Below are 23,654 nucleotides of genomic sequence, written 5' to 3' on the forward strand. Positions count from 1 at the left end.
CACCCATAACCACTCCACTGGAAAAAACCTGCGCCTGCCACGCCCTATACTTTATCCGTCGCCGGCGCGGACGCTGCCGGCAAGGTGAATCCAGACACCGAACGGCGCAACTGACTGGCCATTTTTGCCAGATTGCCGATGCTCTCGGCGGTGGCCGTGGAGCCGGACGACGTTTGCGAGGTGATCTGCTGGATCACGTTCATCGTCAGCGAGATCTGCCCGGCCGACGACGTTTGCTGCTGCGCCGCGTTGGAGATGCTTTGAATCAGCGCCGCGAGGGTCTTCGACACGCCTTCGATTTCTTCCAGGGCCACACCGGCATCCTGCGCCAGTCGCGCGCCGCGCACCACTTCGGTGGTGGTCTGCTCCATCGAAATCACGGCTTCGTTGGTGTCTGTCTGAATTGCCCGCACCAGGGTTTCGATCTGCCGGGTGGCGGCGGATGAACGCTCGGCCAACCGTTGTACTTCGTCGGCGACCACGGCAAAACCGCGTCCGGCGTCACCGGCCATCGATGCTTGAATGGCGGCATTAAGGGCGAGAATGTTGGTCTGATCGGCAATGTCGTCGATCAGGCTGACGATGTCGCCGATCTCCTGCGACGACTCACCCAGACGCTTGATGCGCTTGGCGGTGTCCTGAATCTGCTCGCGAATGTTGTCCATGCCGTGAATGGTGTTGTGCACCACCTCGTTGCCTTTGTTGGCGATTTCCACCGACCGCTCAGCCACCGCCGAGGACTCGGCCGCGTTGGCCGACACCTGGTCGATGGATTGGGCCATGTCGTTGATGGCCGTGGAAGCTTCGGATATCTGCTGCGCCTGATGCTCGGAGGCTTGCGCCAGGTGCATGGCGGTGGCCTGGGTTTCCTGCACGGCGGCGGCGACCTGGCCGGCGGTCAGGTTGATGGTTGCCACCAGGTCGCGCAGCTGGTCGACGGAATAATTGATCGAGTCGGCAATGGAGCCGGTGAAATCTTCCGTCACCGAGGCCGTCACCGTCAGGTCACCGTCTGCCAGGTCTTCGATTTCGTCGAGCAGACGCATGATCGCCGTCTGGTTGCGTTCGTTCTTTTCGGCGGTCTCACGCAGCTGGCGATTGGTTTCGCGAACCATGACCATACCGATGAGGATGATCGAGGCCAGCGCCAGCAAGCCCAGCACGTAGCCACCGATGGTGTCGGTGCTGCGCCCGCCGGCGAGGTTTTCGAAACCGCTGGCCAGGTGTGAGGCTTCGTCGAGCAGGGTTTGCGAGAGGCTGAAAATATTGGTGGCCGACTCACGCACCTTGAACAGTTCCGGCGAGGTTTCGAGGATTTCGTCCACGGAGCCGGAGACGAACTGGAACAGTTCGGAGATTTCACTCAAACGGGCGCGGGCGTCGTGGTCTTCGACCTGGCTGATTTTCAGCGTCGGATTGCCCTGGAGCATGCCGTTGAGCACTTGGCCGAAACGGGTGGCGTCGCGGCCAAAGGCATCGGCGGCTTGCTGCGAGTTTTCATCACCGGCGAGCACGGTGTTGACCGCACCGAGAATGCGTTCGGCCAGCAACGATTGACGCTGGGCCATCGCCACCTGCGCGGCCGGGGCGCCACGTTGCAGAAGAATTTCGACGACTTTTTCGTATTCGATCTGCAACTGCGGCACGGTTTCGGCCAGCGTCGCGGCGACTTGATGCAGCGACAGCACGGTCTGTTCGCTGGAGAGAATGGCGTCGGTGTTTTTCAGCAGGCGTTCCCAATCCAGCTGCACGGCGCGCATTTCCGGGCGCACGGTGGCGGGTGCCGGTGGCAGTCCGGTGGCCGGGTCGCCCTTCTTCAGGTAACCCCAGCGTTGGGCGAAATCGTTGCGCGCATCACTCAGCAGTTTGAACGCGGCAGCCTTGCCGGCGGCGGCTTCAGTGGCGTTTTTAGCGATGCGTTGCGAGAGCACGCGCAGTTCACCGGCATGGCCGATGTACTGTTTGTCATAGTTCGCCTGGGTATTGAGGTAAGCGAAGTTGGCGAACAGCAGCATGATGAACACGATCAATGCGATGAACAGCACAATGATCTGCGAGCGACTGCGCGATCCTTCCGCCGGCTTGCCTGTTTTTGCTTTTATCATCGGTCCTCGCCTGTTAACTCACATCTACCAACCCACCGCAGATCTCTTGGTGGGGTCTGCGGTTACACAGCTACGTGCATAAAGCCTTGGGACTGCGCCAGCGCAAACGGGCTGAACACCTGCCAATCCTGCTCGCGCTGAAAACGGCCCTTGATGAACGGCGCGATCGGCCCGCTCACGTTATCCACCGGCTCCAGACTGCCCTGGGCAAAATGCTGCAGACCGTAAACTTCGTCGACCATCAACCCGGCAAACACCTCGTTGTGTTCCACCACCAACACCCGACGCTGCTTGCGCACCGCCGACAGTTCCAGGCCGAAGAAGCCGCAGACATCCATGATCGGCAGCAAGCGCCCCCGCAGGTTGGCCACGCCCTTGACCCAGGGTTTAACCCCGGGCAACTGGGTGAATCGTGGTTCGTGCAAGACTTCACTGATCTCGCCCATGGGCGCGACGTACCAGTGCTCGCCCAATCGAAAACCGATGCCGCTCCAGCTGTCCTGGCGGGTTGGCTGGGAAGGCAGGTCTGCCGCCAGCAGACGGCAACGCTGATCGATTTGCAGCAGCAGTTCAAAGGCAGTCAGCGATTCGCTCATGGCCCGATGATCAGCCTTTGAGCACGTTGTTCAGGGTCTTGATCAGGGTGTCTTCGTCGACCGGTTTTGTCAGGTAGTCCTTGGCGCCCTGACGGGTGCCCCAGACCTTGTCGGTTTCCTGATCCTTGGTGGTGATGATGATCACCGGGATGTGGCTGGTGTCGGCGTCCTTGGTCAGCTGGCGGGTGGCCTGAAAACCATTGAGGCCGGGCATGACGATGTCCATCAGCACCGCGTCGGGTTTTTCCTGACGGGCCAGGGCCACGCCATCGGCGCCGTTTTCGGCCTTGAGCACTTCATGGCCGTGCTTTTCGAGCATGCCGGTGAGTTTGTACATTTCAGTCGGCGAATCATCGACGATCAGGATACGTGCCATGGTTTTCCCCATTTTTCTTGTCGACGCCCGGCCCGCTGGCCGCGTGTCTCTGTGCGTGTCTTACTGCGGCAAAACGGCGGCGAAGCCCGGAACATGGGCCTGGATCGCGTTGAGCAGTTCTTCCTTGCTGAAAGGCTTGGTCAAAAATTGATCAGAACCGACAATCCGCCCTTTGGCCTTGTCGAACAAGCCGTCCCTGGACGACAGCATGATCACCGGTGTGGCCTTGAACGCGCTGTTGTTCTTGATTAAAGCGCAGGTCTGATAACCATCCAGACGCGGCATCATGATGTCGACAAAAATGATTCCGGGGTGGTTGTCGGCGATCTTCGCCAACGCGTCGAAACCATCGATCGCCGTGATCACTTCGCACCCGACATTTTTCAACAATGTTTCGGCGGTGCGACGAATCGTTTTCGAGTCGTCGATCACCATGACCTTCAAGGCGCTGGACTGCTGTTCCATAAGGGGGCTCTACCGTCGCCTTTGCGAATCAAATTGTCCGTTTCCGGATCTTCCAGGGCTCGAAACCCTTGATGTTAAAGGGCCAAGCCTTTTTAGCACAGTCTCCAAATCCAATCTATCGGGTGACTGGCACGGTGGTTTTTCCTTGACCGCAAACACACCCCGAGCCAATCTGACGCCACTTTTATAGAGCCCTGTGGCCCGATTCAATTGCGGGAGCGGGCTTGCTCGCGAAGGTCGTCAACGATTACGTGGTTATCCTGACACCCTGCGATGTTGTCAGGTTTATCGCGAGCGAGCTCGCTCCTGCAGGGATCGAGACAACCCACCCATTCGAGGAAAACCCAATGAGCGTTCGCGTCGGGATTGTCATGGACCCTATCGCCAGCATCTCCTATAAAAAGGATAGCTCGCTGGCCATGCTGCTGGCTGCGCAAAAGCGCGGCTGGGAACTGTTCTATATGGAACAGCGCGACCTGTATCAGGGCGAAGGTCAGGCACGGGCGCGCATGCGTCCGCTGAAAGTCTTCGCCAACCCGGAAAAATGGTTCGAACTGGACGCCGAGCAGGACAACCTGCTGAGCGATCTGGACGTGATCCTGATGCGCAAGGATCCACCGTTCGACATGGAATTTGTCTACTCCACCTACCTGCTGGAGCAAGCCGAGCGCGCCGGCGTGCTGGTCGTCAACAAACCGCAGAGCCTGCGCGACTGCAATGAAAAGCTGTTCGCCACACTGTTTCCCCAGTGCACCCCGCCAACCGTGGTCAGCCGTCGCGCCGACGTATTGCGTGAATTTGCCGCGAAACACGGCGATGTGATCCTCAAGCCGCTGGACGGCATGGGCGGCACGTCGATCTTCCGTCATCGTGCCGGTGATCCGAACCTGTCGGTGATCCTCGAAACCCTGACCGCCCTCGGTGGCCAGCAGATCATGGGCCAGGCTTACCTGCCGGCGATCAAGGACGGCGACAAACGTATTCTGATGATCGACGGCGAGCCGGTGGATTACTGCCTGGCGCGGATTCCGGCCGCCGGTGAAACCCGCGGCAATCTCGCGGCTGGCGGTCGTGGCGAAGCCCGCCCATTGACCGACAAGGATCGCTGGATCGCCGCTCAGGTCGGCCCGACACTGCGCGAAAAAGGCCTGCTGTTCGTCGGCCTGGACGTGATTGGCGAGCACCTGACGGAAATCAACGTCACCAGCCCGACCTGCATCCGCGAGATCGATAATGCCTTCGGCACCGACATTGGCGGCCTGCTGATGGACGCAATCGAGAAGAAGTTGCAGAGCAAGCCATAAGCTGCAAGTGAGATTCGCTCAATGCAGCCTGTCGCTTGCCACTTGAAGCTTGCAGCTAAAAACCAACATTGCGTTATCATGCCGAGCCCGTAAAAACGCGATGTTGGTTTTTCTGTCATGACCCTCCCGTCCGATCTGCCCGTTGAACTCGCCCATCGTGGCGTGCGCCCGGCCGATCGCCTCGGATTTACCCTGTTTCTCGCGGCGCTGATTCATTTGGCGCTGCTGCTGGGCGTCGGCTTCACGATGGTCGAGCCCAAGCAGATCAGCAAAACCCTGGAAATTACCCTCGCCACCTTCAAGAGCGAAAAGAAGCCGGAGAAGGCAGACTTTCTCGCCCAGGAACACCAGCAGGGCAGTGGCACCCTGGATAAAAAGGCGATCCCCAAGACCACCGAGGTCGCGCCCTTCCAGGACAACAAGGTCAAGAAAGTCACGCCGCCGCCGGCCGCCAAGCCGCAAGTCCAGGAAGCGCCGCCCAAGGCCGCAGTGACCACGGTTGCGCCGAAACCGAAGAAAGCACCGGCAAAAACCGAGGCGCCCAAGGTCGATGCCAAACCCAAGGTGGCCGCGCCGACGTTCGACAGCTCGCAGCTGTCCAGCGACATCGCCAGCCTCGAAGCCGAACTGGCCAAGGAACAACAGCTGTACGCCAAACGCCCGCGCATTCACCGTTTGAGCGCGGCGTCGACCATGCGCGACAAGGGCGCCTGGTACAAAGACGATTGGCGCAAGAAGGTCGAGCGCATCGGCAACCTCAATTACCCCGAAGAGGCTCGGCGCAAGCAGATCTACGGCAATTTGCGCCTGATGGTTTCGATCAACCGCGACGGCTCGCTGTATGAAGTGCTGGTGCTGGAGTCTTCCGGTCAGCCGTTGCTGGATCAGGCAGCGCAGCGCATTGTCCGACTGGCGGCGCCGTTTGCCCCGTTTACCGGGGACTTGTCGGATATCGACCGACTGGAAATCATCCGCACCTGGAAATTCGCCCGCGGCGACAAGCTCTCCAGCAATTGACCCCCATCCTGTAGGAGCGAGCTCGCTCGCGATGGTCGTCAACGATAACGCTGAAAAATAGACACCCCACGGCGCTCTCGGGTTTCTCGAGCAAGCTCGCTCCTACAGGGGCAGTGGTTGTCGAGATTTGCGGTATTTCCTGTGCATCTCCAGCTTGTCAGTTCGCCCCCCGAACGCCACACTAGCGCACATGAAAAACGTCAGCCCCAGCTACCTCAAGCATCAATTCCTGATCGCCATGCCACACATGGCCGACCCGAACTTTGCCCACACCTTGACCTACATCGTCGAGCACACGGCCAATGGCGCTATGGGGCTGGTGGTCAACCGACCGCAAGAGCTGAATCTGGCCGACATTCTTGAGCAATTGCGCCCGGACATCGATCCGCCGGCCCTCTGCCAGCATGTGCCGATCTTCATCGGCGGCCCGGTGCAGACCGATCGCGGTTTTGTGTTGCACCCGGCGGGCAAGACTTTCCAGGCCACTGCGCAACTGGACGGTGATCTGGCTCTGTCGACCTCGCAAGACGTGCTGTTCGCCATCGCGGACGGCGTCGGCCCGGCAAAAAGCCTGATCGCCCTCGGCTACGCCGGTTGGGAAGCCGGGCAACTCGAAGCCGAAATGGCCGACAACGCCTGGCTGACCTGCCCGTACGACGCCGACATCCTGTTCAACACCAGCAGCGAACTGCGCCTCGAGGCCGCGGCCAGGCACCTGGGGATCAACCTCAGCCTGCTGACCAGCCAGGCGGGGCACGCCTGATGGCCCTGCGCCTGATTCTCGGCTTCGACTACGGCACCAAACAGATCGGCGTCGCGGTCGGCCAGGTGATTACCGGCCAGGCCCGCGAGCTGTGCACCCTGAAAGCGCAAAACGGCATTCCCGACTGGAATCAGGTTGAAGCGCTGTTCAAGGAATGGAAGCCCGACGCCGTCGTCGTCGGCCTGCCGCTGAACATGGACGGCACGCCGAGCGAAATGTGCCTGCGCGCCGAGAAATTCGCCCGCCGCCTCAATGGCCGCTTCAACGTGCCCTTCTATACCCACGACGAACGCCTGACCACTTTCGAGGCCAAGGGCGAGCGTCTGGTGCGTGGCGGGCAAAAAGGCAGTTACCGCGACAACCCGGTCGATGCCATCGCCGCCGCTCTGCTGTTGCAGGGCTGGCTCGATGAAAATACCGCACTGTTCGAATCCTGATCACACCCTATCCTGAAGAGCCGCCACGCGACTCTCTAAGCTGCAACCCGGGCCATTGCTCAAGCAGAATCTGGCCCGGGCCCAAGAAGGAGCAACCATGAGCCTGCCCAATCCCGCCGATCTGATCAGCCAGATGGCGACCCGCCTCAAGGCGCACCTTGCCCAGCGTGAAATCACTGAACCGCGTTACATCGGCATTCGCACTGGCGGCATCTGGGTCGCGCAGGCACTGCTCAAGGAACTGGGCAGCGACGCGCCGCTGGGCACGCTGGATGTGTCCTTCTACCGCGACGACTTCAGCCAGAACGGTCTGCACCCGCAAGTACGGCCGTCCGCCCTGCCGTTCGAGATCGAAGGCCAGCATCTGGTGCTGATCGATGACGTGCTGATGAGCGGCCGCACCATCCGCGCCGCCATGAACGAATTGTTCGACTACGGCCGCCCGGCCAGCGTGACGCTGGTCTGCCTGCTGGATCTGGACGCCGGCGAACTTCCGATCCGCCCGAACGTGGTCGGCGCGACCCTGTCGCTGGCCGCTCACGAACGGGTGAAGCTGTCCGGCCCCGAGCCGCTGACGCTCGAACTGCAAGACTTCAACCTTTAATCCGCCCTATTGAGAGTCCCCCTCGCGATGACGCCTCTAGATACCAAGCGCCCGCTGCAGCTCAATGATCAGGGCCAGCTGCGCCACTTCCTCTCGCTCGACGGTTTGCGCCGCGAGTTGCTGACGGAAATCCTCGACACTGCCGACTCGTTCCTGGAAGTCGGCGCCCGGGCGGTAAAAAGTCCCGCTGCTGCGCGGCAAGACCGTGTGCAACGTGTTTTTCGAGAACTCTACCCGTACCCGCACCACCTTCGAACTGGCCGCTCAGCGGCTGTCGGCGGACGTGATCACCCTGAACGTGTCGACTTCGTCGGCGAGTAAAGGTGAAACGCTGCTCGACACCTTGCGCAACCTCGAAGCCATGGCTGCTGACATGTTCGTCGTGCGCCACGGTGATTCCGGCGCCGCACACTTCATCGCCGAACATGTTTGCCCGCAAGTGGCGATCATCAACGGCGGCGACGGCCGTCACGCTCACCCGACGCAGGGCATGCTCGACATGCTCACCATCCGTCGGCACAAGGGCAGTTTCGAAAACCTCTCGGTGGCCATCGTCGGCGACATCCTGCATTCGCGGGTAGCGCGCTCGAACATGCTTGCCCTGAAGACTCTCGGCTGCCCGGACATCCGCGTGATCGCGCCGAAAACCCTGTTGCCGATCGGCATCGAGCAGTACGGCGTGAAGGTCTACACCGACATGACCGAAGGCCTGAAAGACGTCGACGTGGTGATCATGCTGCGCCTGCAGCGAGAGCGCATGACTGGCGGCCTGCTGCCGAGCGAGGGCGAGTTCTACCGCCTGTTCGGCCTGACGACCGCACGCCTCGCCGGCGCCAAGCCCGATTGCATTGTCATGCACCCGGGCCCGATCAATCGCGGAGTGGAAATCGAGTCTGCAGTGGCCGATGGTCCGCACTCGGTCATCCTCAACCAGGTGACCTACGGGATCGCGATTCGTATGGCTGTGTTGTCCATGGCCATGAGCGGACAAACCGCGCAGCGTCAATTCGAGCAGGAGAACGCCCAGTGAAGCTCAGCATTCTCGGCGCACGCGTCATCGATCCAAGCAGCGGCCTGGATCAAATCACCGACATTCACGTTGAAGCCTGCAAGATCGTCGCCCTCGGCGCGGCCCCAGCGGGTTTCACGGCAGTGGAAACCATCGACGCCCAAGGCCTTGTCGCCGCACCGGGCCTCGTCGACCTGAACGTGGCCCTGCGCGAGCCGGGCTACAGCCGCAAAGGGTCGATCGTCAGCGAAACCCGAGCAGCGGCCGCTGGCGGTGTGACCAGCCTGTGCTGCCCGCCGAAAACCAAACCGGTGCTCGACACCTCGGCCGTGGCCGAGCTGATCCTCGACCGCGCCCGTGAAGCCGGCAACACCAAGGTGTTTCCGATTGGCGCGCTGAGCAAAGGTTTGGACGGCGAGCAACTGGCGGAGCTTGTGGCCCTGCGCGACGCCGGTTGTGTGGCGTTCGGCAACGGTCTGGAGAGTTTCCGCAACACCCGCACCCTGTGCCGGGCGCTGGAATATGCGGCGACCTTCGATCTGACGGTGATTTTCAACTCGCAGGACCACGATCTGGCTGAGGGTGGCTTGGCTCACGAAGGCGCGGTGGCCAGCTTCCTCGGTCTGCCGGGGATTCCGGAAACGGCTGAAACCGTGGCGCTGGCTCGTGATCTGCTGCTGGTCGAGCAAACCGGCGTGCGCGCACATTTCAGCCAACTGACCAGCGCTCGCGGTGTGGCGCTGATTGCTCAGGCTCAGGCCCGTGGTTTGCAGGTGACCGCCGATGTGGCCCTGTATCAGTTGATCCTGACGGATGAAGCGCTGATCGACTTCAGCAGCCTCTATCACGTCCAGCCGCCGCTGCGCACCCGTGCTGACCGCGACGGCCTGCGCGAGGCGGTGAAGTCTGGCGTGGTGTCAGCCATCTCCAGCCACCACCAGCCCCACGAGCGCGATGCCAAACTGGCGCCGTTCGGCGCGACCGAACCGGGCATCAGCAGCGTCGAACTGCTGCTGCCGCTGGCCATGACGTTAGTGGAGGATGGGTTGCTCGACCTGCCGACACTGCTGGCGCGACTGAGCGCGGGCCCCGCCGAGGCGTTGCGCCTGCCGGCAGGCAAGCTGGTGGTAGGGGGTGCGGCGGATATCGTGTTGTTCGATCCGGCGGCCTCGACCGTAGCCGGTGAAAACTGGCTGTCCAAAGGCGAGAACTGCCCGTTCATTGGCCACAGCCTGCCGAGTGTGGTGCGGTACACCCTGGTGGATGGACGGATCAGCCACCAGGCCTGAAAAAAGATCGCAGCCTGCGGCAGCTCCTACAGGGAAACGCATATCCCAGTGTAGGAGCTGGCGAAGCCTGCGATCTTTTGATCTTGCTTAACGGCTCTGCGCGTTACGCACGGAAACCTGGTCATTCAACGTCCAGAAGTCATACAGCACCCCCAGGAAGAACAACCCGCCCGTCACCAGGTACAGCAACCCGCTGATCCATTTCCCCTGGTACATGCGGTGTACACCGAACACGCCCAGGAAGGTCAGCAGAATCCACGCGACGTTGTATTCGATCGGCCCAGCGGTGAAGCGCAGGTCTGCCTCGCGATCCATGGCCGGGATCAGGAACAGGTCGATCAGCCAACCGATACCCAGCAAACCGAAGGTGAAGAACCAGATCGTCCCGGTCACCGGCTTGCCGTAATAAAAGCGGTGAGCACCGGTAAATCCGAGGATCCACAGCAGGTAGCCAATGAGCTTGCTATGGGTGTCCTGATGCGGAACAGGGTGTTGATAGGTATTCATGAATGACCTCGATTCACACGATAGATAAATATTCTTTAATTCTTTGTGACTTTTTTACGCGTGGCCGACAAATGGCAAATGTTATCCTGCCGTTCTCTAAAGTCTTGTCGCATAAGGCATTTGCCTGACGAGCCGCGTACATCTGTCGCCAATTTGGTTCCCTTTGAGACTTTTGCGAATCGACCAACGGCCTCGGAACAGACAAAAAAGCTGTTATAAAGTTGCGCGCTAACACATAAGAGCCACGCCTAATGCGACCATTTTTCAAGACATGGCTAACCATCTGCCTATTAATGCCACTGGCCGCCCACGCCACCAATCGTGAGCAACGTCTTCCCAACGTCAACGGTTTCACCCCTAAATCCCATGCTTCTGCCCCTTCGAGCAAAAGCAGCAAAAGCAAAACCACCACGCTGAGCAGCAAGAGCCACGGCAAGCTGGTGCCACCGATGGCGAGCAAGGAAAGCAGCAACGTCCTCAGCCGCGCGGTAAACGTCCTCGGTACACCTTATCGTTGGGGCGGTAGCAGCCCAAGTAAAGGCTTCGATTGCAGCGGCCTGGTCAAATACGCGTTCAACGACGCCACGTTCGACCTGCCACGCACTTCCAATGCCATGGCCAGCGGTCATGGCGAGAAGGTCGAGCGCAAGGATCTCAAGCCCGGCGACCTGATCTTCTTCAACATCAAGAGCCGTCGGGTCAATCATGTTGCGATCTACCTGGGCAACGACCGCTTCATCCACGCGCCGCGTCGCGGCAAGTCGGTAAGCATCGACACCCTGAACAAGCCGTACTGGGAAAAGCACTACGTAGTCGCCAAGCGCGTATTGCCGAAGGAACCGGCCAGCAAGCAATTGCGCGTGGTTCAGCGCTGATCTGAAAGCACGACATCTTCGCCGGACATTACGGCCCTATCGCGAGCAGGCTCGCTCCCACATTGGAATGCATTCCCCTGTGGGAGCGAGCCTGCTCGCGATGGCATACTTGATAGCGCCACCGATCTCCCTCAGAAATTGTCCGGCGTTCGTGCTTTCTCCCGCGCATGTTCGCGGCTGATCAATCCCTTGGTGACCAGATCCTTCAGGCACATATCGAGGGTTTGCATGCCCAGCGAGCCGCCGGTCTGAATCGCCGAATACATTTGAGCCACCTTGTCCTCGCGGATCAGATTACGGATCGCCGAGGTGCCGAGCATGATTTCGTGTGCTGCGACTCGGCCACCGCCGATCTTTTTGATCAGCGTCTGCGAGACCACCGCCAGCAACGATTCCGAGAGCATCGAACGGACCATCGATTTTTCGTCACCAGGAAATACGTCGACCACCCGGTCGATGGTTTTCGCCGCCGAAGTGGTGTGCAGCGTGCCGAATACCAGATGCCCGGTCTCGGCGGCGGTCAGTGCCAGGCGAATGGTTTCCAGGTCACGCATCTCACCCACCAGAATCACGTCCGGGTCTTCGCGCAGCGCCGAACGCAGCGCGGTGGCGAAACTGCGGGTATCGCGGTGGACTTCACGCTGATTGATCAGGCATTTGCGCGATTCGTGCACGAATTCGATCGGATCTTCAATGGTCAGGATGTGGTGATGCCGGTGGCTGTTGAGGTAGTCGATCATCGCCGCCAGTGTGGTCGACTTGCCGGAGCCGGTCGGCCCGGTAACCAGCACCAGCCCGCGCGGCGCGTCGGTGATCTTGCGGAAAACGTCGCCCATGGCGAGGTCTTCCATGCTCAGCACTTTTGACGGAATGGTCCGAAACACTGCCCCGGCGCCACGGTTCTGGTTAAAGACATTGACCCGGAAGCGGGCGACACCGGGGACTTCGAAAGAAAAGTCGGTTTCCAGATGTTTCTCGAAGTCGACCCGCTGGGTGTCGTTCATGATGTCGTAGATCAGTTCGTGCACTTGCTTGTGATCCAGCGGCGGCAGATTGATCCGCCGTACATCGCCATCGACGCGGATCATCGGTGGCAGACCGGCCGACAGATGCAGGTCGGAAGCGCCTTGTTTGGCGCTGAAGGCCAGCAGTTCAGTGATATCCATAGCGTTCCCCAATTCCAGTAGAATGCCGCGAACCTTCAGACCGCCGGCGCCTCTTGATGTCCACGATAGCAGACAACATTTTCCACGTTGGTTCGCGCATCCAGACCGCGACCCAAGCCGCACACCGTCCTGAAAACAGCGTCAAGTTGCTCGCCGTGAGCAAGACCAAACCCGCCGAGGCCCTGCGCGAAGCCTATGCCGCCGGTTTGCGCGACTTTGGCGAGAACTACCTGCAGGAAGCCTTGGGTAAACAGCTCGAACTGGCTGACCTGCCCTTGATCTGGCACTTCATCGGCCCCATTCAATCGAACAAGACTCGTGCCATTGCCGAGCATTTTGAATGGGTGCATTCCGTGGATCGCCTGAAAATCGCCCAACGTCTGTCCGAACAGCGCCCGGCCGATTTGCCTCCACTGAATATCTGCATCCAGGTCAACGTCAGCGGTGAAGCCAGCAAATCCGGCTGTACCCCTGAAGATCTGCCGGCGCTGGCGCAAGCCATCAGCCAATTGCCGCGCATCCGCTTGCGCGGATTGATGGCGATTCCCGAGCCAACTGAAGATCGCGCCGCCCAGGACGCCGCCTTTGCTGCCGTACAGCAACTGCAAGCCAGTTTGAACCTGCCGCTCGACACACTTTCCATGGGCATGAGCCACGACCTTGAGTCGGCCATTGCCCAAGGCGCCACCTGGGTGCGTATCGGTACGGCCCTGTTTGGTGCGCGCGGCTCTCAACCAATGCAGCCTTGATGGCTCTCTTTGTAAGGACCACACATGAGCAACACACGTATTGCGTTTATCGGTGCGGGCAACATGGCAGCCAGTTTGATCGGCGGCCTGCGCGCCAAAGGTCTGGAAGCTGCACACATCCGTGCCAGCGATCCGGGCGAAGAAACCCGCGCCAAGGTCGCCGCTGAACACGGCATTGCTGTATTTGCCGACAACGCCGAGGCCATCAAAGACGCCGACGTGGTCGTCCTGGCGGTCAAGCCACAAGCCATGAAAGCCGTGTGCGAAGCGATTCGCCCGAACCTGAAGCCGAACCAACTGGTGGTGTCGATCGCCGCCGGCATCACCTGCGCAAGCATGACGGCCTGGCTTGGCGAGCAGCCAATCGTGCGCTGCATGCCGAACACGCCGGCGCTGCTGCGCCAAGGCGTCAGCGGCTTGTACGCGACCCACGAAGTGACCGCCGAACAGCGTCAGCAAGCCGAAGAGTTGCTGTCCGCCGTTGGTATCGCCCTGTGGCTGAACGAAGAGCAGCAACTGGACGCGGTCACTGCCGTGTCGGGTTCCGGCCCGGCGTACTTCTTCCTGCTGATCGAGGCCATGACCGCCGCTGGCGTCAAACTCGGCCTGCCAGCAGATATCGCCGCTCAACTGACCATGCAAACGGCGTTGGGCGCTGCACACATGGCGGTTGCCAGTGACGTCGACGCGGCTGAATTGCGTCGCCGCGTGACTTCCCCTGCAGGTACCACGGAAGCCGCAATCAAATCATTCCAGGCCAATGGCTTCGAAGCCCTGGTCGAAACCGCACTCGGCGCCGCCGCGCACCGCTCGGCCGAAATGGCCGAACAACTGGGCAAATAAGGAGCCTTACATGATTGGATTGAACACCGCAGCGGTTTACGTGCTGCAAACCCTCGGCAGTCTGTACCTGCTGATTGTGCTGCTGCGCTTCGTCCTGCAGTTGGTGCGGGCGAACTTCTACAACCCGTTGTGCCAGTTTGTGGTCAAGGCGACACAACCGCTGCTCAAGCCACTGCGTCGGATCATCCCGAGCATGTTCGGCCTGGACATGTCGTCCCTGGTGCTGGCGATCCTGGTGCAATTGGCACTGATGGCGCTGACACTGCTGCTGACCTACGGCACGACCGGCAACCCGCTGCAACTGCTGATCTGGTCGCTGATCGGCGTGACCGCGCTGTTCCTGAAGATTTTCTTCTTCGCCCTGATCATCAGCGTGATCCTCTCGTGGGTTGCACCGGGTAGCCACAACCCTGGCGCCGAGCTGGTCAACCAGATCTGCGAACCGGCCCTTGCACCGTTCCGCAAGTTTCTGCCGAACCTCGGTGGGCTGGACTTGTCGCCGATCTTCGCGTTTCTGGCGTTGAAGCTGATCGACATGCTGGTCATCAACAACCTGGCCGAGATGACGATGATGCCGCAGATCCTGCGCTTGCTCATCTAACTCCCAGGCTCACTGCAGTATCGTTCTTCGCGAGCAAGCCCGCTCCCACAGGTAAAGTGCCGACTTGTGGGAGCAAGGCTTTGCCCGCGATGGCCACGCCTCGGTATGACAAGTAACAAACAGCCCCGGCCTTTGCTTGCCGCTAACCCCCCCGGTCTTTAGACTTACGCCTCATTTCAACGAGAGCAGGGTCGATGCCAACTGCCTTTCCCGCCGATTCTGTTGGCCTGGTGACGCCGCAAGTGGCGCACTTCAGTGAACCGCTGGCCCTGGCCTGTGGCCGTTCGCTGCCCGCCTATGACCTGATCTACGAAACCTACGGCACGCTCAACGCACAGGCGAGCAACGCCGTGCTGATCTGCCACGCCTTGTCCGGGCACCACCACGCCGCCGGTTTCCACAGCCCCGACGACCGCAAACCCGGATGGTGGGACAGTTGCATCGGCCCCGGCAAGCCCATTGATACGACTAAATTTTTTGTCGTCAGCCTGAACAACCTGGGCGGCTGCAATGGCTCCACCGGCCCGAGCAGCATCAACCCGGAGACCGGCAAGCCATTTGGAGCCGACTTCCCGGTGCTCACGGTGGAGGATTGGGTGCACAGCCAGGCACGCCTGGCGGACGTGCTCGGCATCAACCAATGGGCCGCCGTGATCGGCGGCAGCCTGGGCGGCATGCAGGCGATGCAATGGAGCATTACCTACCCCGATCGCATCCGGCACTGCCTGGCAATCGCCTCAGCCCCCAAGTTGTCGGCACAGAACATCGCGTTCAACGAAGTGGCGCGCCAGGCCATCCTGACCGACCCGGAATTCCACGGCGGTTCGTTCCAGGAAGCGGGCGTGATCCCCAAGCGTGGCTTGATGCTGGCGCGCATGGTCGGGCACATCACCTACCTGTCCGACGACTCCATGGGCGAGAAATTCGGCCGTGGCCTGAAGAGCGAAAAGCTCAACTATGACTTTCACAGTGTCGAGTTCCAGGTCGAAAGCTACCTGCGTTATCAGGGCGAAGAGTTCTCTGGACGCTTCGACGCCAACACCTATCTGTTGATGACCAAGGCGCTGGATTACTTCGATCCGGCGGCGAACTTCGACGACGACCTGGCGAAAACCTTCGCCAACGCCCAGGCCAAATTCTGCGTGATGTCGTTCACCACCGACTGGCGCTTCTCCCTGCCCGCTCGCGGGAGCTGGTGGATGCGCTGATGGCCGCCAAGAAAGACGTCAGCTATCTGGAAATCGACGCACCGCAGGGCCACGACGCCTTCCTGATTCCGATCCCGCGCTACTTGCAGGCGTTCGGCAATTACATGAACCGCATCACGTTGTGAGAAAGCCATGAGAGCTGATCTGGAAATCATCCAGGAATGGATCCCCGCCGGCAGTCGCGTCCTCGACCTCGGTTGCGGTGACGGCGAGCTGCTGACCTGGCTGCGTGACCACAAGAACGTCACCGGTTATGGCCTGGAAAACGACGCCGACAACATCGCCGAGTGCGTGGCCAAGGGCATCAACGTCATCGAGCAGGATCTGGACAAGGGCCTGGGCAACTTCGCCAGCAACAGTTTCGACATCGTCGTCATGACTCAGGCCCTGCAAGCCGTGCATTACCCGGACAAGATCCTCGATGAGATGCTCCGGGTCGGCCGTCAGTGCATCATCACCTTCCCGAATTTCGGCCACTGGCGCTGCCGCTGGTACCTGGCGAGCAAGGGCCGCATGCCGGTTTCCGAGTTCCTGCCGTATACCTGGTACAACACGCCGAACATTCACTTCTGCACTTTCGAAGATTTTGAAGAGCTTTGTCGCGAACGTGACGCGAAGGTCATTGATCGGCTTGCCGTGGATCAACAGCACCGCCACGGGTGGGCCAGTAAGCTATGGCCTAATCTGTTAGGTGAGATTGGGATCTACCGCGTCAGCAGCCCAGTGCTTGCCGATCACAAGATCGCGGTGTGAAACACGACATTTCGAGGAGAACCAACATGGGTCGTCTAGCGCTGTTTCTATTTACTGCCTGCCTGAGCGCCAGCGCGCTGGCGGCGGACGTCATCAAGGGCGAGCGTCAGGAAACCTTTGGCGACGTGACGGTGCACTACAACACTTTCAACTCGACGTACCTGCAACCGGACATCGCCAAAGCGGCGGAGCTGATTCGCAGCAAAAACCAAGGCGTGATCAATGTCTCGGTGGTCAAGGACGGCAAACCGCTGATCGCCAACGTCACCGGCACGGTCAAAGACCTGACCAGCCAAAGTGTGCCGTTGAATTTCCGCCAGATCACCGAACAGGGCGCGGTGTACTACATCGCCCAGTACCCGGTTGACCAGCAGGAAACCCGCACCTTTGAAATCAAGGTGCAGAACGGCGACAAGATCAACACCATCAATTTCAACCAAGAACTCTTTCCCGGCGAATGATGAACCTCAAGCAACTCGTACTGGCCAGCCATAACGCCGGCAAACTCAAAGAACTTCAGGCCATGCTCGGCGAATCGGTGCAACTGCGCTCGATTGGCGAGTGGAGCAAGGTCGAGCCGGAAGAAACCGGTCTGTCGTTCGTCGAGAACGCGATCCTCAAGGCGCGCAACGCCGCGCGTATTTCCGGATTGCCGGCGCTGGCCGATGATTCCGGGCTGGCGGTGGATTTCCTCGGCGGCGCACCGGGCATCTATTCGGCGCGTTATGCCGATGGCAAAGGCGATGCGGCAAACAACGCCAAACTGCTTGACGCCTTGAAGGATGTCCCGGAAGCCGAACGCGGCGCGCAGTTCGTGTGCGTGCTGGCGCTGGTGCGTCACGCCGATGATCCGTTGCCGATCCTCTGCGAAGGCCTGTGGCACGGACGGATTCTGACCGCTGCCAGTGGCGAACACGGTTTCGGTTATGACCCGCTGTTCTGGGTGCCGGAGCGGAACGTGTCGAGCGCCGAACTGAGCCCGGCCGACAAGAACCAGATCAGCCACCGCGCCCGTGCAATGGATCTGCTGCGCCAGCGCCTGGGCTTGAAATGACCGGTGATTCTTCTGCGTCGTCGCTGATCATTGGCGGCGCCGCTGCTTCGCCTCGGGCGCCGCTGCCAACGCTGCCGCCCTTGTCGTTGTACATCCACATCCCGTGGTGTGTGCGCAAATGCCCGTATTGCGACTTCAATTCCCACACGGCCAGCCCGGTGCTTCCGGAAGAGGAATACGTCGATGCCTTGCTGGCCGATCTCGATCAGGATCTGCACGCTGTTTACGGTCGTGAAATCACCTCGATCTTCTTTGGTGGCGGCACGCCGAGCCTGTTCAGCGCTGCGGCCCTGGGCCGACTGCTCAAGGGCGTCGAGCAGCGCATAACGTTCGCCGCAGACATCGAAATCACCCTGGAAGCCAATCCCGGGACCTTCGAGCAGGAAAAGTTCATGGCTTACCGCGCGCTGGGCATCAATCGCCTGTCGATCGGCATCCAGAGCTTCCAGGAAGACAAACTCAAGGCCCTGGGCCGCATTCACAACGGTGACGAAGCCCTCCGTGCTGCCGGCATGGCGCGTCAGGCCGGGTTCGACAACTTCAACCTGGACCTGATGCACGGCTTGCCCGATCAGTCCCTGGACGATGCGTTGAGTGACCTGCGCCAGGCTATCGCCCTTAAGCCGACTCACCTGTCCTGGTATCAACTGACCCTGGAACCGAACACCGTGTTCTGGAACCAGCCGCCTGCGCTGCCTGAAGATGACACCTTGTGGGACATTCAGGAGGCCGGGCAGGCGCTGATGGCCGAGCACGGCTACGCGCAATATGAAGTGTCGGCCTATGCACAGCCTGGCCGCCCAGCGCGGCATAACCTCAACTACTGGAGTTTCGGCGATTTCATCGGCATCGGTGCCGGCGCCCATGGCAAGCTGAGCCATCCGGACGGGCGCATCGTGCGCACCTGGAAGACCCGGCTGCCCAAGGATTACCTCAACCCGGCAAAAAATTTCCAGGCCGGCGAGAAAGCGCTGACCAACGAAGAGCTGCCATTCGAATTCCTGATGAACGCCCTGCGCCTGACACAAGGCGTGGATTCGCGACTCTATCCTGAGCGTACCGGCCTGCCGCTGGAAAGCTTCGCGCAAGGTCGGCTGGAGGCAGAACAAAGTGGCCTGTTGCAGGTCGAACCGTCACGCCTGGCGGCCACCGAACGCGGCCAGCTGTTTCTCAATGACTTGCTGCAGAATTTTCTGAGCTGATTTCAGCCCTAAGGGAAAACGAATGGATTTGGTACTCGACCTCCTCGCCACGGTGTCTCGCTGGAGCCGCAGCAACCTCTCGGAAATCGCCCTGGCCCTGGTGGGGTGCCTGTTGGTGTTGTTTGGTGCAGATTTCAAAGGTTGGGTCGAGCAACGCCTGGGCAGCGTCGCGGGCGCCTTGCGCGTCCCGATGATGGCCTTGCTGTGCATGGTCGGCAGCGGTGCCGCGCTGATTTATGCGACGCCGTGGATCGTCAAGGGCCTGAGCCAGTTCAACAACTACAGCCTGGCGCCGGTGCTGGTCGTGGTGCTGGTGTTGATTGGTGTAGTGGCTGACCGCCGCTGATTCTGAACACGCCACAAAAACTGTGGGAGCGGGCTTGCCCGCGATAGCGGTCTGACAGTCAACACAGTTGTTGAATGTTATGGCGTCATCGCGGGCAAGCCCGCTCCCACAGGATTTTGCATTACGGTTCAGGACTGTTTTTCGAACTTCAGATCCCAGACGCCATGGCCAAGACGTTCGCCGCGGCGTTCGAACTTGGTGATCGGGCGTTCGGCCGGGCGCGGTACGCACTTGCCGTCTTCGGCGAGGTTGCGATAGCCCGGCGCGACGTTCATCACTTCCAGCATGTATTCGGCGTACGGTTCCCAGTCGGTGGCCATGTGCAGAATGCCGCCGACCTTCAACTTGCTGCGCACCAGTTCAGCGAACGACGCCTGAACGATACGACGCTTGTGGTGACGGCTCTTGTGCCACGGATCCGGGAAAAACAGCATCAGGCGATCGAGGCTGTTGTCGGCGATGCAGCGGTTGAGCACTTCGATCGCGTCGCAATCGTAGACCCGCAGGTTGGTCAGGCCCTGAGTCAGCACGCCATTGAGCAGCGCGCCAACACCCGGACGGTGAACTTCAACGCCGATGAAATCCTGATCCGGCGCGGCGGCGGCCATTTCCAGCAGCGAGTGGCCCATGCCGAAACCGATCTCCAGCGAGCGCGGTGCAGAGCGGCCAAACACTTGATCGAAGTCCACCGGCGCATCGGCGAGCGGCAGCACGAACAGTGGCGTGCCCTGCTCCAGGCCTTTTTGCTGGCCTTCGGTCATGCGCCCGGCGCGCATCACAAAACTCTTGATACGACGGTGTTGGCGCTCTTCGCCTTCTTCCGGCTGGATAGGCGTTTCTTTTGATTCAGTCATCAATGGCTCTTACTTGATCAGACCATCCAGCGGCGAGGAGGCGCTGGCATAGAGTTTTTTCGGCATGCGACCGGCGAGGTAGGCCAGACGGCCCGCGACGATCGCATGTTTCATGGCTTCGGCCATCATGACCGGCTGCTGGGCATGGGCGATAGCCGAGTTCATCAGCACCGCCTCGCAGCCCAGTTCCATGGCAATCGTAGCGTCGGAAGCGGTACCCACACCGGCATCCACCAGTACGGGAATCTTGGCTTCTTCGAGGATGATCTGCAGGTTGTAAGGGTTGCAGATCCCCAGTCCCGTGCCGATCAGACCGGCCAGCGGCATCACCGCGATCACACCGATTTCCGCCAGCTGACGGGCGATGATCGGGTCATCGCTGGTGTAGACCATCACGTCGAAACCTTCTTTGACCAGCGTTTCGGCGGCCTTGAGGGTTTCGATGACGTTAGGGAACAGGGTCTTCTGGTCAGCCAGGACTTCCAGCTTCACCAGGTTGTGGCCGTCGAGCAGCTCACGGGCCAGGCGGCAGGTGCGCACGGCTTCGATGGCGTCGTAGCAACCGGCGGTGTTCGGCAGGAAGGTGTAACGCTCCGGCGACAGCACGTCGAGCAGGTTCGGCTCGCCTTCGATCTGGCCAAGGTTGGTACGGCGCACGGCGAAGGTGACAATCTCGGCACCCGAGGCTTCGATGGCCAGGCGGGTTTCTTCCATGTCACGGTACTTGCCTGTACCGACCAGCAAACGCGACTGGTAAGTACGACCGGCCAGCACAAAAGGCTTGTCGCTACGAACGATGCTCATGGGGAATCCTCTTTAGGAGTGAGGGTCTTGCAGAATTCTGTGCCCTTGCGAGCCGGGTGGCTAGCCGCCGCCGATGGCGTGCACGACTTCGACATTGTCGCCGTCGTTGAGCGTGGTCTCGGCATGCTGGCTGCGCGGGACGATATCCAGATTGAGTTCAACTGCCACCCGGCGTCCGGTCAGTTCCAGACGGGTGATCAGGGCCGCAACGGTTTCACCGTCGGGCAGTTCAAGGGATTCGCCGTTCAACTGAATGCGCATGCGCAACGCCGCCATCATTTTTAGGGGCTGGCATTCTAGCCCGATCAGACTGGGTGACCCAAGCCATTCGTCTTGAAAGGCGCTGCCCCGGTGAAATGGCCTGGGCTCTGTAAGAGCTGCCGAAGGCTGCGATCTTTTGATGTCGTTTTTGAAGATCAAAAGATCGCAGCCTGCGGCAGCTCCTACAGGGGATTGGTTACCTCAGGCCAGGCGCCAGGCGGCAAGACCCAGACAAAACCAGCCCACCAGAAACGCCAGCCCGCCAAACGGGGTGATGATCCCAAGTTTGCTGATGCCCGTCATGGTCAACACATACAAGCTGCCGGAAAACAGCAGGATGCCGATCGCAAACGAAGCACCTGCCCACGTGACCAGGCGTCCCGGCATTTGTGTCGCCAGCAGCGCCACGCCCAGCAATGCCAGGGTATGCACCAATTGATAAGTGACGCCGGTGTGGAATATCGCAAGGTATTCAGGCGTCAGGCGACTCTTCAGGCCATGGGCAGCGAATGCGCCCAGGGCAACTCCGGTAAAGCCGAAAAAAGCGGCCAGCATCAGAAAGCCACGCAGCATGAGAACTCCAGTCAGACTCGATCAACAGGGTCTGTATAATGGCCCGCTCCACGGGTTCGGCCAAGCCATCTCTATGCTGCGTTTAATTGTACGAAGATTCACCAAGGCCGTGCTCTGGTTCGCGGGCGGCAGCGTATTGCTGGTGCTGATATTTCGCGTGGTGCCGCCCCCGGGAACGGCCTTGATGGTCGAGCGCAAGATCGAGTCATGGTTCGACGGCGAGCCCATTGACCTGCAACGCACCTGGAAACCCTGGGATGAGATCTCCGACGACCTCAAGCTTGCGGTGATTGCCGGTGAAGACCAGAAATTCCCGGAGCACTGGGGATTCGATTTTGGCGCGATTCAAAAAGCCCTGGCTCACAACGAGCTCGGCGGTTCGATTCGGGGCGCCAGCACCTTGAGCCAGCAGGTGTCGAAGAACCTGTTCTTGTGGTCCGGCCGCAGCTGGCTGCGCAAAGGCCTGGAAGCGTGGTTTACCGGGTTGATCGAAGTGTTCTGGCCCAAGCAGCGGATTCTTGAGGTGTACCTCAACAGTGTGGAGTGGGATGAGGGCGTGTTTGGCGCAGAGGCGGCAGCGCGGCACCACTTTGGTGTTAGCGCAAAAGGGCTCAGTCGTCAGCAATCCAGCCTGCTGGCGGCGGTCCTGCCAAACCCGCGAGTCTGGAGCGCGAGCCATCCCACCAGCTATGTTGCGCGACGCGCAGGATGGGTTCGACAACAGATGGGCCAGCTGGGTGGCGACAGCTATCTGCTGGGCCTGAACGACTCGCGTCGACCGCCTTGGGCGCAATGAACGCCCAAAGCAAAAGATCGCAGCCTTCGCCAGCTACAGGTGTACACATTTATCTGTAGGAGCTGCCGAAGGCTGCGATCTTTTGATCTTATGAACAAAAACGCCCCGATCATTGCTGATCGGGGCGTTTTTTATTGCCTGCTCACCGGTTACGCGGCGATCGACAACTTGAGCTTGTTCATCGCGCTCTTCTCGAGCTGACGGATACGCTCGGCCGACACGTTGTACTTCTGCGCCAGGTCGTGCAGCGTGGCCTTCTCTTCTGCCAGCCAGCGCTGGTAGAGGATGTCACGGCTGCGGTCGTCCAGCACTTCCAGCGCTTCGTGCAGGTTGTGGTTGGAGTTGTCACTCCAGTCGGCATCTTCCAGTTGACGCGCCGGGTCGTACCGGTGGTCTTCCAGATAGTTGGCCGGCGACTGGAAAGCACTGTCGTCGTCGGCTTCAGCCGCCGGGTCGAAGGCCATGTCATGGCCTGTCAGGCGACTTTCCATCTCGCGCACTTCCCGCGGCTCAACGCCGAGGCTTTCCGCCACACGATGGACTTCCTCGTTGTTCAGCCATGCCAGACGTTTCTTCTGGCTGCGCAGGTTGAAGAACAGCTTGCGCTGGGCCTTGGTGGTCGCGACTTTCACAATGCGCCAGTTGCGCAGGATGAACTCGTGAATTTCCGCCTTGATCCAGTGCACAGCGAACGACACCAGACGCACACCCATTTCCGGATTGAAACGTTTGACAGCCTTCATCAGGCCGACGTTACCTTCCTGGATCAGGTCAGCCTGAGCCAGACCGTAGCCGGAATAGCTACGGGCAATGTGTACGACAAAACGCAGGTGGGCGAGCACCATCTGCCGAGCCGCCCCCAAATCCTGCTCATAGTAGAGACTCTCGGCCAGTTCACGCTCCTGCTCCGGCGTCAGCAATGGAATGCTGTTGACGGTGTGTACATAGGCTTCCAGGTTCGCACCGGGAACCAACGCATACGCAGGTTGCAAAGAATTGGTCATACGAAAAAACCTCCGACTTACAGACTCATGCCTTTCAGCACTGCGAAAAATTGACCGGAAACTCAAGTACAAGTTCCCAAAAAAACCGCGAGG

General features: G+C 60.2%; 27 protein-coding genes and 2 pseudogenes. 18 read left to right on the plus strand and 11 right to left on the minus strand.

Annotation, left to right across the window (positions count from 1 at the left end):
* Nucleotides 1-44: 44 nt before the first annotated feature.
* The 4 genes from JFT80_RS08835 to pilG form a co-directional block, all read right to left on the minus strand.
* Nucleotides 45-2,105 (minus strand): methyl-accepting chemotaxis protein, encoded by a 2,061-nt coding sequence (locus tag JFT80_RS08835; protein ID WP_201147619.1) that lies wholly within the window; start codon nt 2,103-2,105, stop codon nt 45-47.
* A gap of 62 nt (nt 2,106-2,167) precedes the next feature.
* Nucleotides 2,168-2,701, minus strand: coding sequence for a chemotaxis protein CheW (locus JFT80_RS08840; protein ID WP_122841152.1), 534 nt, complete (start codon nt 2,699-2,701; stop codon nt 2,168-2,170).
* Nucleotides 2,702-2,711: 10 nt separating this feature from the next.
* On the minus strand, nt 2,712-3,077 hold the full coding sequence (gene pilH, locus JFT80_RS08845; RefSeq protein WP_007913674.1) for a twitching motility response regulator PilH: 366 nt from the start codon (nt 3,075-3,077) through the stop codon (nt 2,712-2,714).
* 60 nt (nt 3,078-3,137) lie between these two features.
* A complete protein-coding gene (gene pilG, locus JFT80_RS08850; RefSeq protein ID WP_007913673.1) occupies nt 3,138-3,542 on the minus strand; it encodes a twitching motility response regulator PilG in 405 nt (134 codons plus the stop codon).
* Nucleotides 3,543-3,889: 347 nt separating this feature from the next.
* Here pilG and gshB point away from each other — a divergent pair, with 347 nt between their 5' ends.
* From gshB to JFT80_RS08885, 7 genes and pseudogenes are all read left to right on the plus strand, one after another.
* Nucleotides 3,890-4,846, plus strand: coding sequence for a glutathione synthase (gshB, locus tag JFT80_RS08855; protein ID WP_201147620.1), 957 nt, complete (start codon nt 3,890-3,892; stop codon nt 4,844-4,846).
* A gap of 117 nt (nt 4,847-4,963) precedes the next feature.
* Entirely contained in the window at nt 4,964-5,863 is a 900-nt protein-coding gene (locus tag JFT80_RS08860; RefSeq protein ID WP_201147621.1) for an energy transducer TonB, read from the plus strand.
* A gap of 190 nt (nt 5,864-6,053) precedes the next feature.
* Nucleotides 6,054-6,626: a YqgE/AlgH family protein gene (locus tag JFT80_RS08865; protein WP_201147622.1), complete on the plus strand. Its 573-nt coding sequence runs from the start codon at nt 6,054-6,056 to the stop codon at nt 6,624-6,626.
* Complete coding sequence (gene ruvX / locus JFT80_RS08870; protein ID WP_007913667.1) at nt 6,626-7,063, plus strand: Holliday junction resolvase RuvX; 438 nt, start codon at nt 6,626-6,628, stop codon at nt 7,061-7,063. Before JFT80_RS08865 ends, ruvX begins: the two co-directional genes overlap by 1 nt.
* A 97-nt stretch (nt 7,064-7,160) precedes the next feature.
* Nucleotides 7,161-7,667: a bifunctional pyr operon transcriptional regulator/uracil phosphoribosyltransferase PyrR gene (gene pyrR / locus JFT80_RS08875; protein ID WP_034153653.1), complete on the plus strand. Its 507-nt coding sequence runs from the start codon at nt 7,161-7,163 to the stop codon at nt 7,665-7,667.
* Nucleotides 7,668-7,694: 27 nt separating this feature from the next.
* Nucleotides 7,695-8,697: pseudogene (locus JFT80_RS08880) on the plus strand (aspartate carbamoyltransferase catalytic subunit).
* Nucleotides 8,694-9,965 (plus strand): dihydroorotase, encoded by a 1,272-nt coding sequence (locus tag JFT80_RS08885; protein ID WP_201147623.1) that lies wholly within the window; start codon nt 8,694-8,696, stop codon nt 9,963-9,965. The pseudogene JFT80_RS08880 and the gene JFT80_RS08885 overlap by 4 nt, the downstream one beginning before the upstream one ends.
* Before the next feature lie 87 nt (nt 9,966-10,052).
* On the opposite strand, the gene JFT80_RS08890 is transcribed toward JFT80_RS08885, so the two are convergent.
* On the minus strand, nt 10,053-10,472 hold the full coding sequence (locus tag JFT80_RS08890; RefSeq protein WP_122841145.1) for a TM2 domain-containing protein: 420 nt from the start codon (nt 10,470-10,472) through the stop codon (nt 10,053-10,055).
* Between the two features lie 251 nt (nt 10,473-10,723).
* Here JFT80_RS08890 and JFT80_RS08895 point away from each other — a divergent pair, with 251 nt between their 5' ends.
* Nucleotides 10,724-11,347, plus strand: coding sequence for a C40 family peptidase (locus JFT80_RS08895; protein ID WP_201147624.1), 624 nt, complete (start codon nt 10,724-10,726; stop codon nt 11,345-11,347).
* A gap of 131 nt (nt 11,348-11,478) precedes the next feature.
* On the opposite strand, the gene JFT80_RS08900 is transcribed toward JFT80_RS08895, so the two are convergent.
* Nucleotides 11,479-12,513 (minus strand): type IV pilus twitching motility protein PilT, encoded by a 1,035-nt coding sequence (locus tag JFT80_RS08900; protein WP_201147625.1) that lies wholly within the window; start codon nt 12,511-12,513, stop codon nt 11,479-11,481.
* A gap of 56 nt (nt 12,514-12,569) precedes the next feature.
* Here JFT80_RS08900 and JFT80_RS08905 point away from each other — a divergent pair, with 56 nt between their 5' ends.
* The 9 genes and pseudogenes from JFT80_RS08905 to JFT80_RS08945 all read left to right on the plus strand — a co-directional run bounded on the left by JFT80_RS08905 (nt 12,570) and on the right by JFT80_RS08945 (nt 19,269).
* The gene (locus JFT80_RS08905) at nt 12,570-13,262 is read left to right on the plus strand and encodes a YggS family pyridoxal phosphate-dependent enzyme (protein ID WP_201147626.1); all 693 of its coding nucleotides are present in this window, start codon (nt 12,570-12,572) and stop codon (nt 13,260-13,262) included.
* A gap of 24 nt (nt 13,263-13,286) precedes the next feature.
* Nucleotides 13,287-14,105, plus strand: coding sequence for a pyrroline-5-carboxylate reductase (gene proC / locus JFT80_RS08910; protein ID WP_201147627.1), 819 nt, complete (start codon nt 13,287-13,289; stop codon nt 14,103-14,105).
* Between the two features lie 10 nt (nt 14,106-14,115).
* Nucleotides 14,116-14,706, plus strand: a complete 591-nt coding sequence (locus JFT80_RS08915; RefSeq protein WP_201147628.1) for a YggT family protein — start codon at nt 14,116-14,118, stop codon at nt 14,704-14,706.
* Between the two features lie 194 nt (nt 14,707-14,900).
* A pseudogene (locus JFT80_RS08920) lies at nt 14,901-16,039 on the plus strand (homoserine O-acetyltransferase).
* A 7-nt stretch (nt 16,040-16,046) separates the two neighbouring features.
* Nucleotides 16,047-16,667 (plus strand): methionine biosynthesis protein MetW, encoded by a 621-nt coding sequence (gene metW, locus JFT80_RS08925; protein WP_201147629.1) that lies wholly within the window; start codon nt 16,047-16,049, stop codon nt 16,665-16,667.
* A gap of 26 nt (nt 16,668-16,693) precedes the next feature.
* Nucleotides 16,694-17,128 carry a DUF4426 domain-containing protein gene (locus tag JFT80_RS08930; protein WP_201147630.1) on the plus strand — a complete coding sequence of 145 codons (435 nt, stop codon included), beginning with the start codon at nt 16,694-16,696 and terminating at the stop codon, nt 17,126-17,128.
* Nucleotides 17,125-17,721 carry an RdgB/HAM1 family non-canonical purine NTP pyrophosphatase gene (gene rdgB, locus JFT80_RS08935; RefSeq protein ID WP_201147631.1) on the plus strand — a complete coding sequence of 199 codons (597 nt, stop codon included), beginning with the start codon at nt 17,125-17,127 and terminating at the stop codon, nt 17,719-17,721. The genes JFT80_RS08930 and rdgB overlap by 4 nt, the downstream gene beginning before the upstream one ends.
* Nucleotides 17,718-18,923, plus strand: a complete 1,206-nt coding sequence (gene hemW / locus JFT80_RS08940; RefSeq protein ID WP_242482862.1) for a radical SAM family heme chaperone HemW — start codon at nt 17,718-17,720, stop codon at nt 18,921-18,923. The genes rdgB and hemW overlap by 4 nt, the downstream gene beginning before the upstream one ends.
* 22 nt (nt 18,924-18,945) lie before the next feature.
* Nucleotides 18,946-19,269, plus strand: coding sequence for a DUF3392 domain-containing protein (locus JFT80_RS08945; RefSeq protein WP_122841138.1), 324 nt, complete (start codon nt 18,946-18,948; stop codon nt 19,267-19,269).
* A 128-nt stretch (nt 19,270-19,397) separates the two neighbouring features.
* On the opposite strand, the gene trmB is transcribed toward JFT80_RS08945, so the two are convergent.
* From trmB to JFT80_RS08965, 4 genes are all read right to left on the minus strand, one after another.
* A complete protein-coding gene (trmB, locus tag JFT80_RS08950) occupies nt 19,398-20,123 on the minus strand; it encodes a tRNA (guanosine(46)-N7)-methyltransferase TrmB (RefSeq protein WP_201147632.1) in 726 nt (241 codons plus the stop codon).
* Between the two features lie 9 nt (nt 20,124-20,132).
* Nucleotides 20,133-20,927, minus strand: coding sequence for a thiazole synthase (locus JFT80_RS08955; protein WP_201147633.1), 795 nt, complete (start codon nt 20,925-20,927; stop codon nt 20,133-20,135).
* 60 nt (nt 20,928-20,987) lie between these two features.
* Nucleotides 20,988-21,188: a sulfur carrier protein ThiS gene (thiS, locus tag JFT80_RS08960; RefSeq protein WP_201147634.1), complete on the minus strand. Its 201-nt coding sequence runs from the start codon at nt 21,186-21,188 to the stop codon at nt 20,988-20,990.
* Nucleotides 21,189-21,389: 201 nt separating this feature from the next.
* A complete protein-coding gene (locus tag JFT80_RS08965; RefSeq protein WP_122841136.1) occupies nt 21,390-21,761 on the minus strand; it encodes a DUF423 domain-containing protein in 372 nt (123 codons plus the stop codon).
* Nucleotides 21,762-21,834: 73 nt separating this feature from the next.
* Here JFT80_RS08965 and mtgA point away from each other — a divergent pair, with 73 nt between their 5' ends.
* A complete protein-coding gene (gene mtgA / locus JFT80_RS08970; RefSeq protein ID WP_201147635.1) occupies nt 21,835-22,557 on the plus strand; it encodes a monofunctional biosynthetic peptidoglycan transglycosylase in 723 nt (240 codons plus the stop codon).
* Nucleotides 22,558-22,706: 149 nt separating this feature from the next.
* Here mtgA and rpoH read toward each other — a convergent pair whose 3' ends face one another.
* Nucleotides 22,707-23,561, minus strand: coding sequence for an RNA polymerase sigma factor RpoH (gene rpoH, locus JFT80_RS08975; RefSeq protein ID WP_007897890.1), 855 nt, complete (start codon nt 23,559-23,561; stop codon nt 22,707-22,709).
* Nucleotides 23,562-23,654 lie beyond the last annotated feature (93 nt).

Origin of the sequence: Pseudomonas sp. TH10 (genome assembly GCF_016651255.1) — a bacterium.
Classification (GTDB): Bacteria; Pseudomonadota; Gammaproteobacteria; order Pseudomonadales; family Pseudomonadaceae; genus Aquipseudomonas.

Bases quoted from the DNA above. Each gene is read 5' to 3' on its own strand.
- JFT80_RS08835 (WP_201147619.1), bottom strand. From the start codon at position 2,105: ATGATAAAAGCAAAAACAGGCAAGCCGGCGGAAGGATCGCGCAGTCGC.
- JFT80_RS08945 (WP_122841138.1), top strand. From the start codon at position 18,946: ATGGATTTGGTACTCGACCTCCTCGCCACGGTGTCTCGCTGGAGCCGC.
- JFT80_RS08965 (WP_122841136.1), bottom strand. From the start codon at position 21,761: ATGCTGCGTGGCTTTCTGATGCTGGCCGCTTTTTTCGGCTTTACCGGA.
- hemW (WP_242482862.1), top strand. From the start codon at position 17,718: ATGACCGGTGATTCTTCTGCGTCGTCGCTGATCATTGGCGGCGCCGCT.
- trmB (WP_201147632.1), bottom strand. From the start codon at position 20,123: ATGACTGAATCAAAAGAAACGCCTATCCAGCCGGAAGAAGGCGAAGAG.
- pyrR (WP_034153653.1), top strand. From the start codon at position 7,161: ATGAGCCTGCCCAATCCCGCCGATCTGATCAGCCAGATGGCGACCCGC.
- pilG (WP_007913673.1), bottom strand. From the start codon at position 3,542: ATGGAACAGCAGTCCAGCGCCTTGAAGGTCATGGTGATCGACGACTCG.
- JFT80_RS08915 (WP_201147628.1), top strand. From the start codon at position 14,116: ATGATTGGATTGAACACCGCAGCGGTTTACGTGCTGCAAACCCTCGGC.
- JFT80_RS08890 (WP_122841145.1), bottom strand. From the start codon at position 10,472: ATGAATACCTATCAACACCCTGTTCCGCATCAGGACACCCATAGCAAG.
- JFT80_RS08860 (WP_201147621.1), top strand. From the start codon at position 4,964: ATGACCCTCCCGTCCGATCTGCCCGTTGAACTCGCCCATCGTGGCGTG.
- JFT80_RS08955 (WP_201147633.1), bottom strand. From the start codon at position 20,927: ATGAGCATCGTTCGTAGCGACAAGCCTTTTGTGCTGGCCGGTCGTACT.
- JFT80_RS08930 (WP_201147630.1), top strand. From the start codon at position 16,694: ATGGGTCGTCTAGCGCTGTTTCTATTTACTGCCTGCCTGAGCGCCAGC.
- JFT80_RS08840 (WP_122841152.1), bottom strand. From the start codon at position 2,701: ATGAGCGAATCGCTGACTGCCTTTGAACTGCTGCTGCAAATCGATCAG.
- JFT80_RS08900 (WP_201147625.1), bottom strand. From the start codon at position 12,513: ATGGATATCACTGAACTGCTGGCCTTCAGCGCCAAACAAGGCGCTTCC.
- JFT80_RS08895 (WP_201147624.1), top strand. From the start codon at position 10,724: ATGCGACCATTTTTCAAGACATGGCTAACCATCTGCCTATTAATGCCA.
- rpoH (WP_007897890.1), bottom strand. From the start codon at position 23,561: ATGACCAATTCTTTGCAACCTGCGTATGCGTTGGTTCCCGGTGCGAAC.
- mtgA (WP_201147635.1), top strand. From the start codon at position 21,835: ATGCTGCGTTTAATTGTACGAAGATTCACCAAGGCCGTGCTCTGGTTC.
- proC (WP_201147627.1), top strand. From the start codon at position 13,287: ATGAGCAACACACGTATTGCGTTTATCGGTGCGGGCAACATGGCAGCC.
- gshB (WP_201147620.1), top strand. From the start codon at position 3,890: ATGAGCGTTCGCGTCGGGATTGTCATGGACCCTATCGCCAGCATCTCC.
- JFT80_RS08865 (WP_201147622.1), top strand. From the start codon at position 6,054: ATGAAAAACGTCAGCCCCAGCTACCTCAAGCATCAATTCCTGATCGCC.
- ruvX (WP_007913667.1), top strand. From the start codon at position 6,626: ATGGCCCTGCGCCTGATTCTCGGCTTCGACTACGGCACCAAACAGATC.
- pilH (WP_007913674.1), bottom strand. From the start codon at position 3,077: ATGGCACGTATCCTGATCGTCGATGATTCGCCGACTGAAATGTACAAA.
- rdgB (WP_201147631.1), top strand. From the start codon at position 17,125: ATGATGAACCTCAAGCAACTCGTACTGGCCAGCCATAACGCCGGCAAA.
- JFT80_RS08905 (WP_201147626.1), top strand. From the start codon at position 12,570: ATGTCCACGATAGCAGACAACATTTTCCACGTTGGTTCGCGCATCCAG.
- metW (WP_201147629.1), top strand. From the start codon at position 16,047: ATGAGAGCTGATCTGGAAATCATCCAGGAATGGATCCCCGCCGGCAGT.
- thiS (WP_201147634.1), bottom strand. From the start codon at position 21,188: ATGCGCATTCAGTTGAACGGCGAATCCCTTGAACTGCCCGACGGTGAA.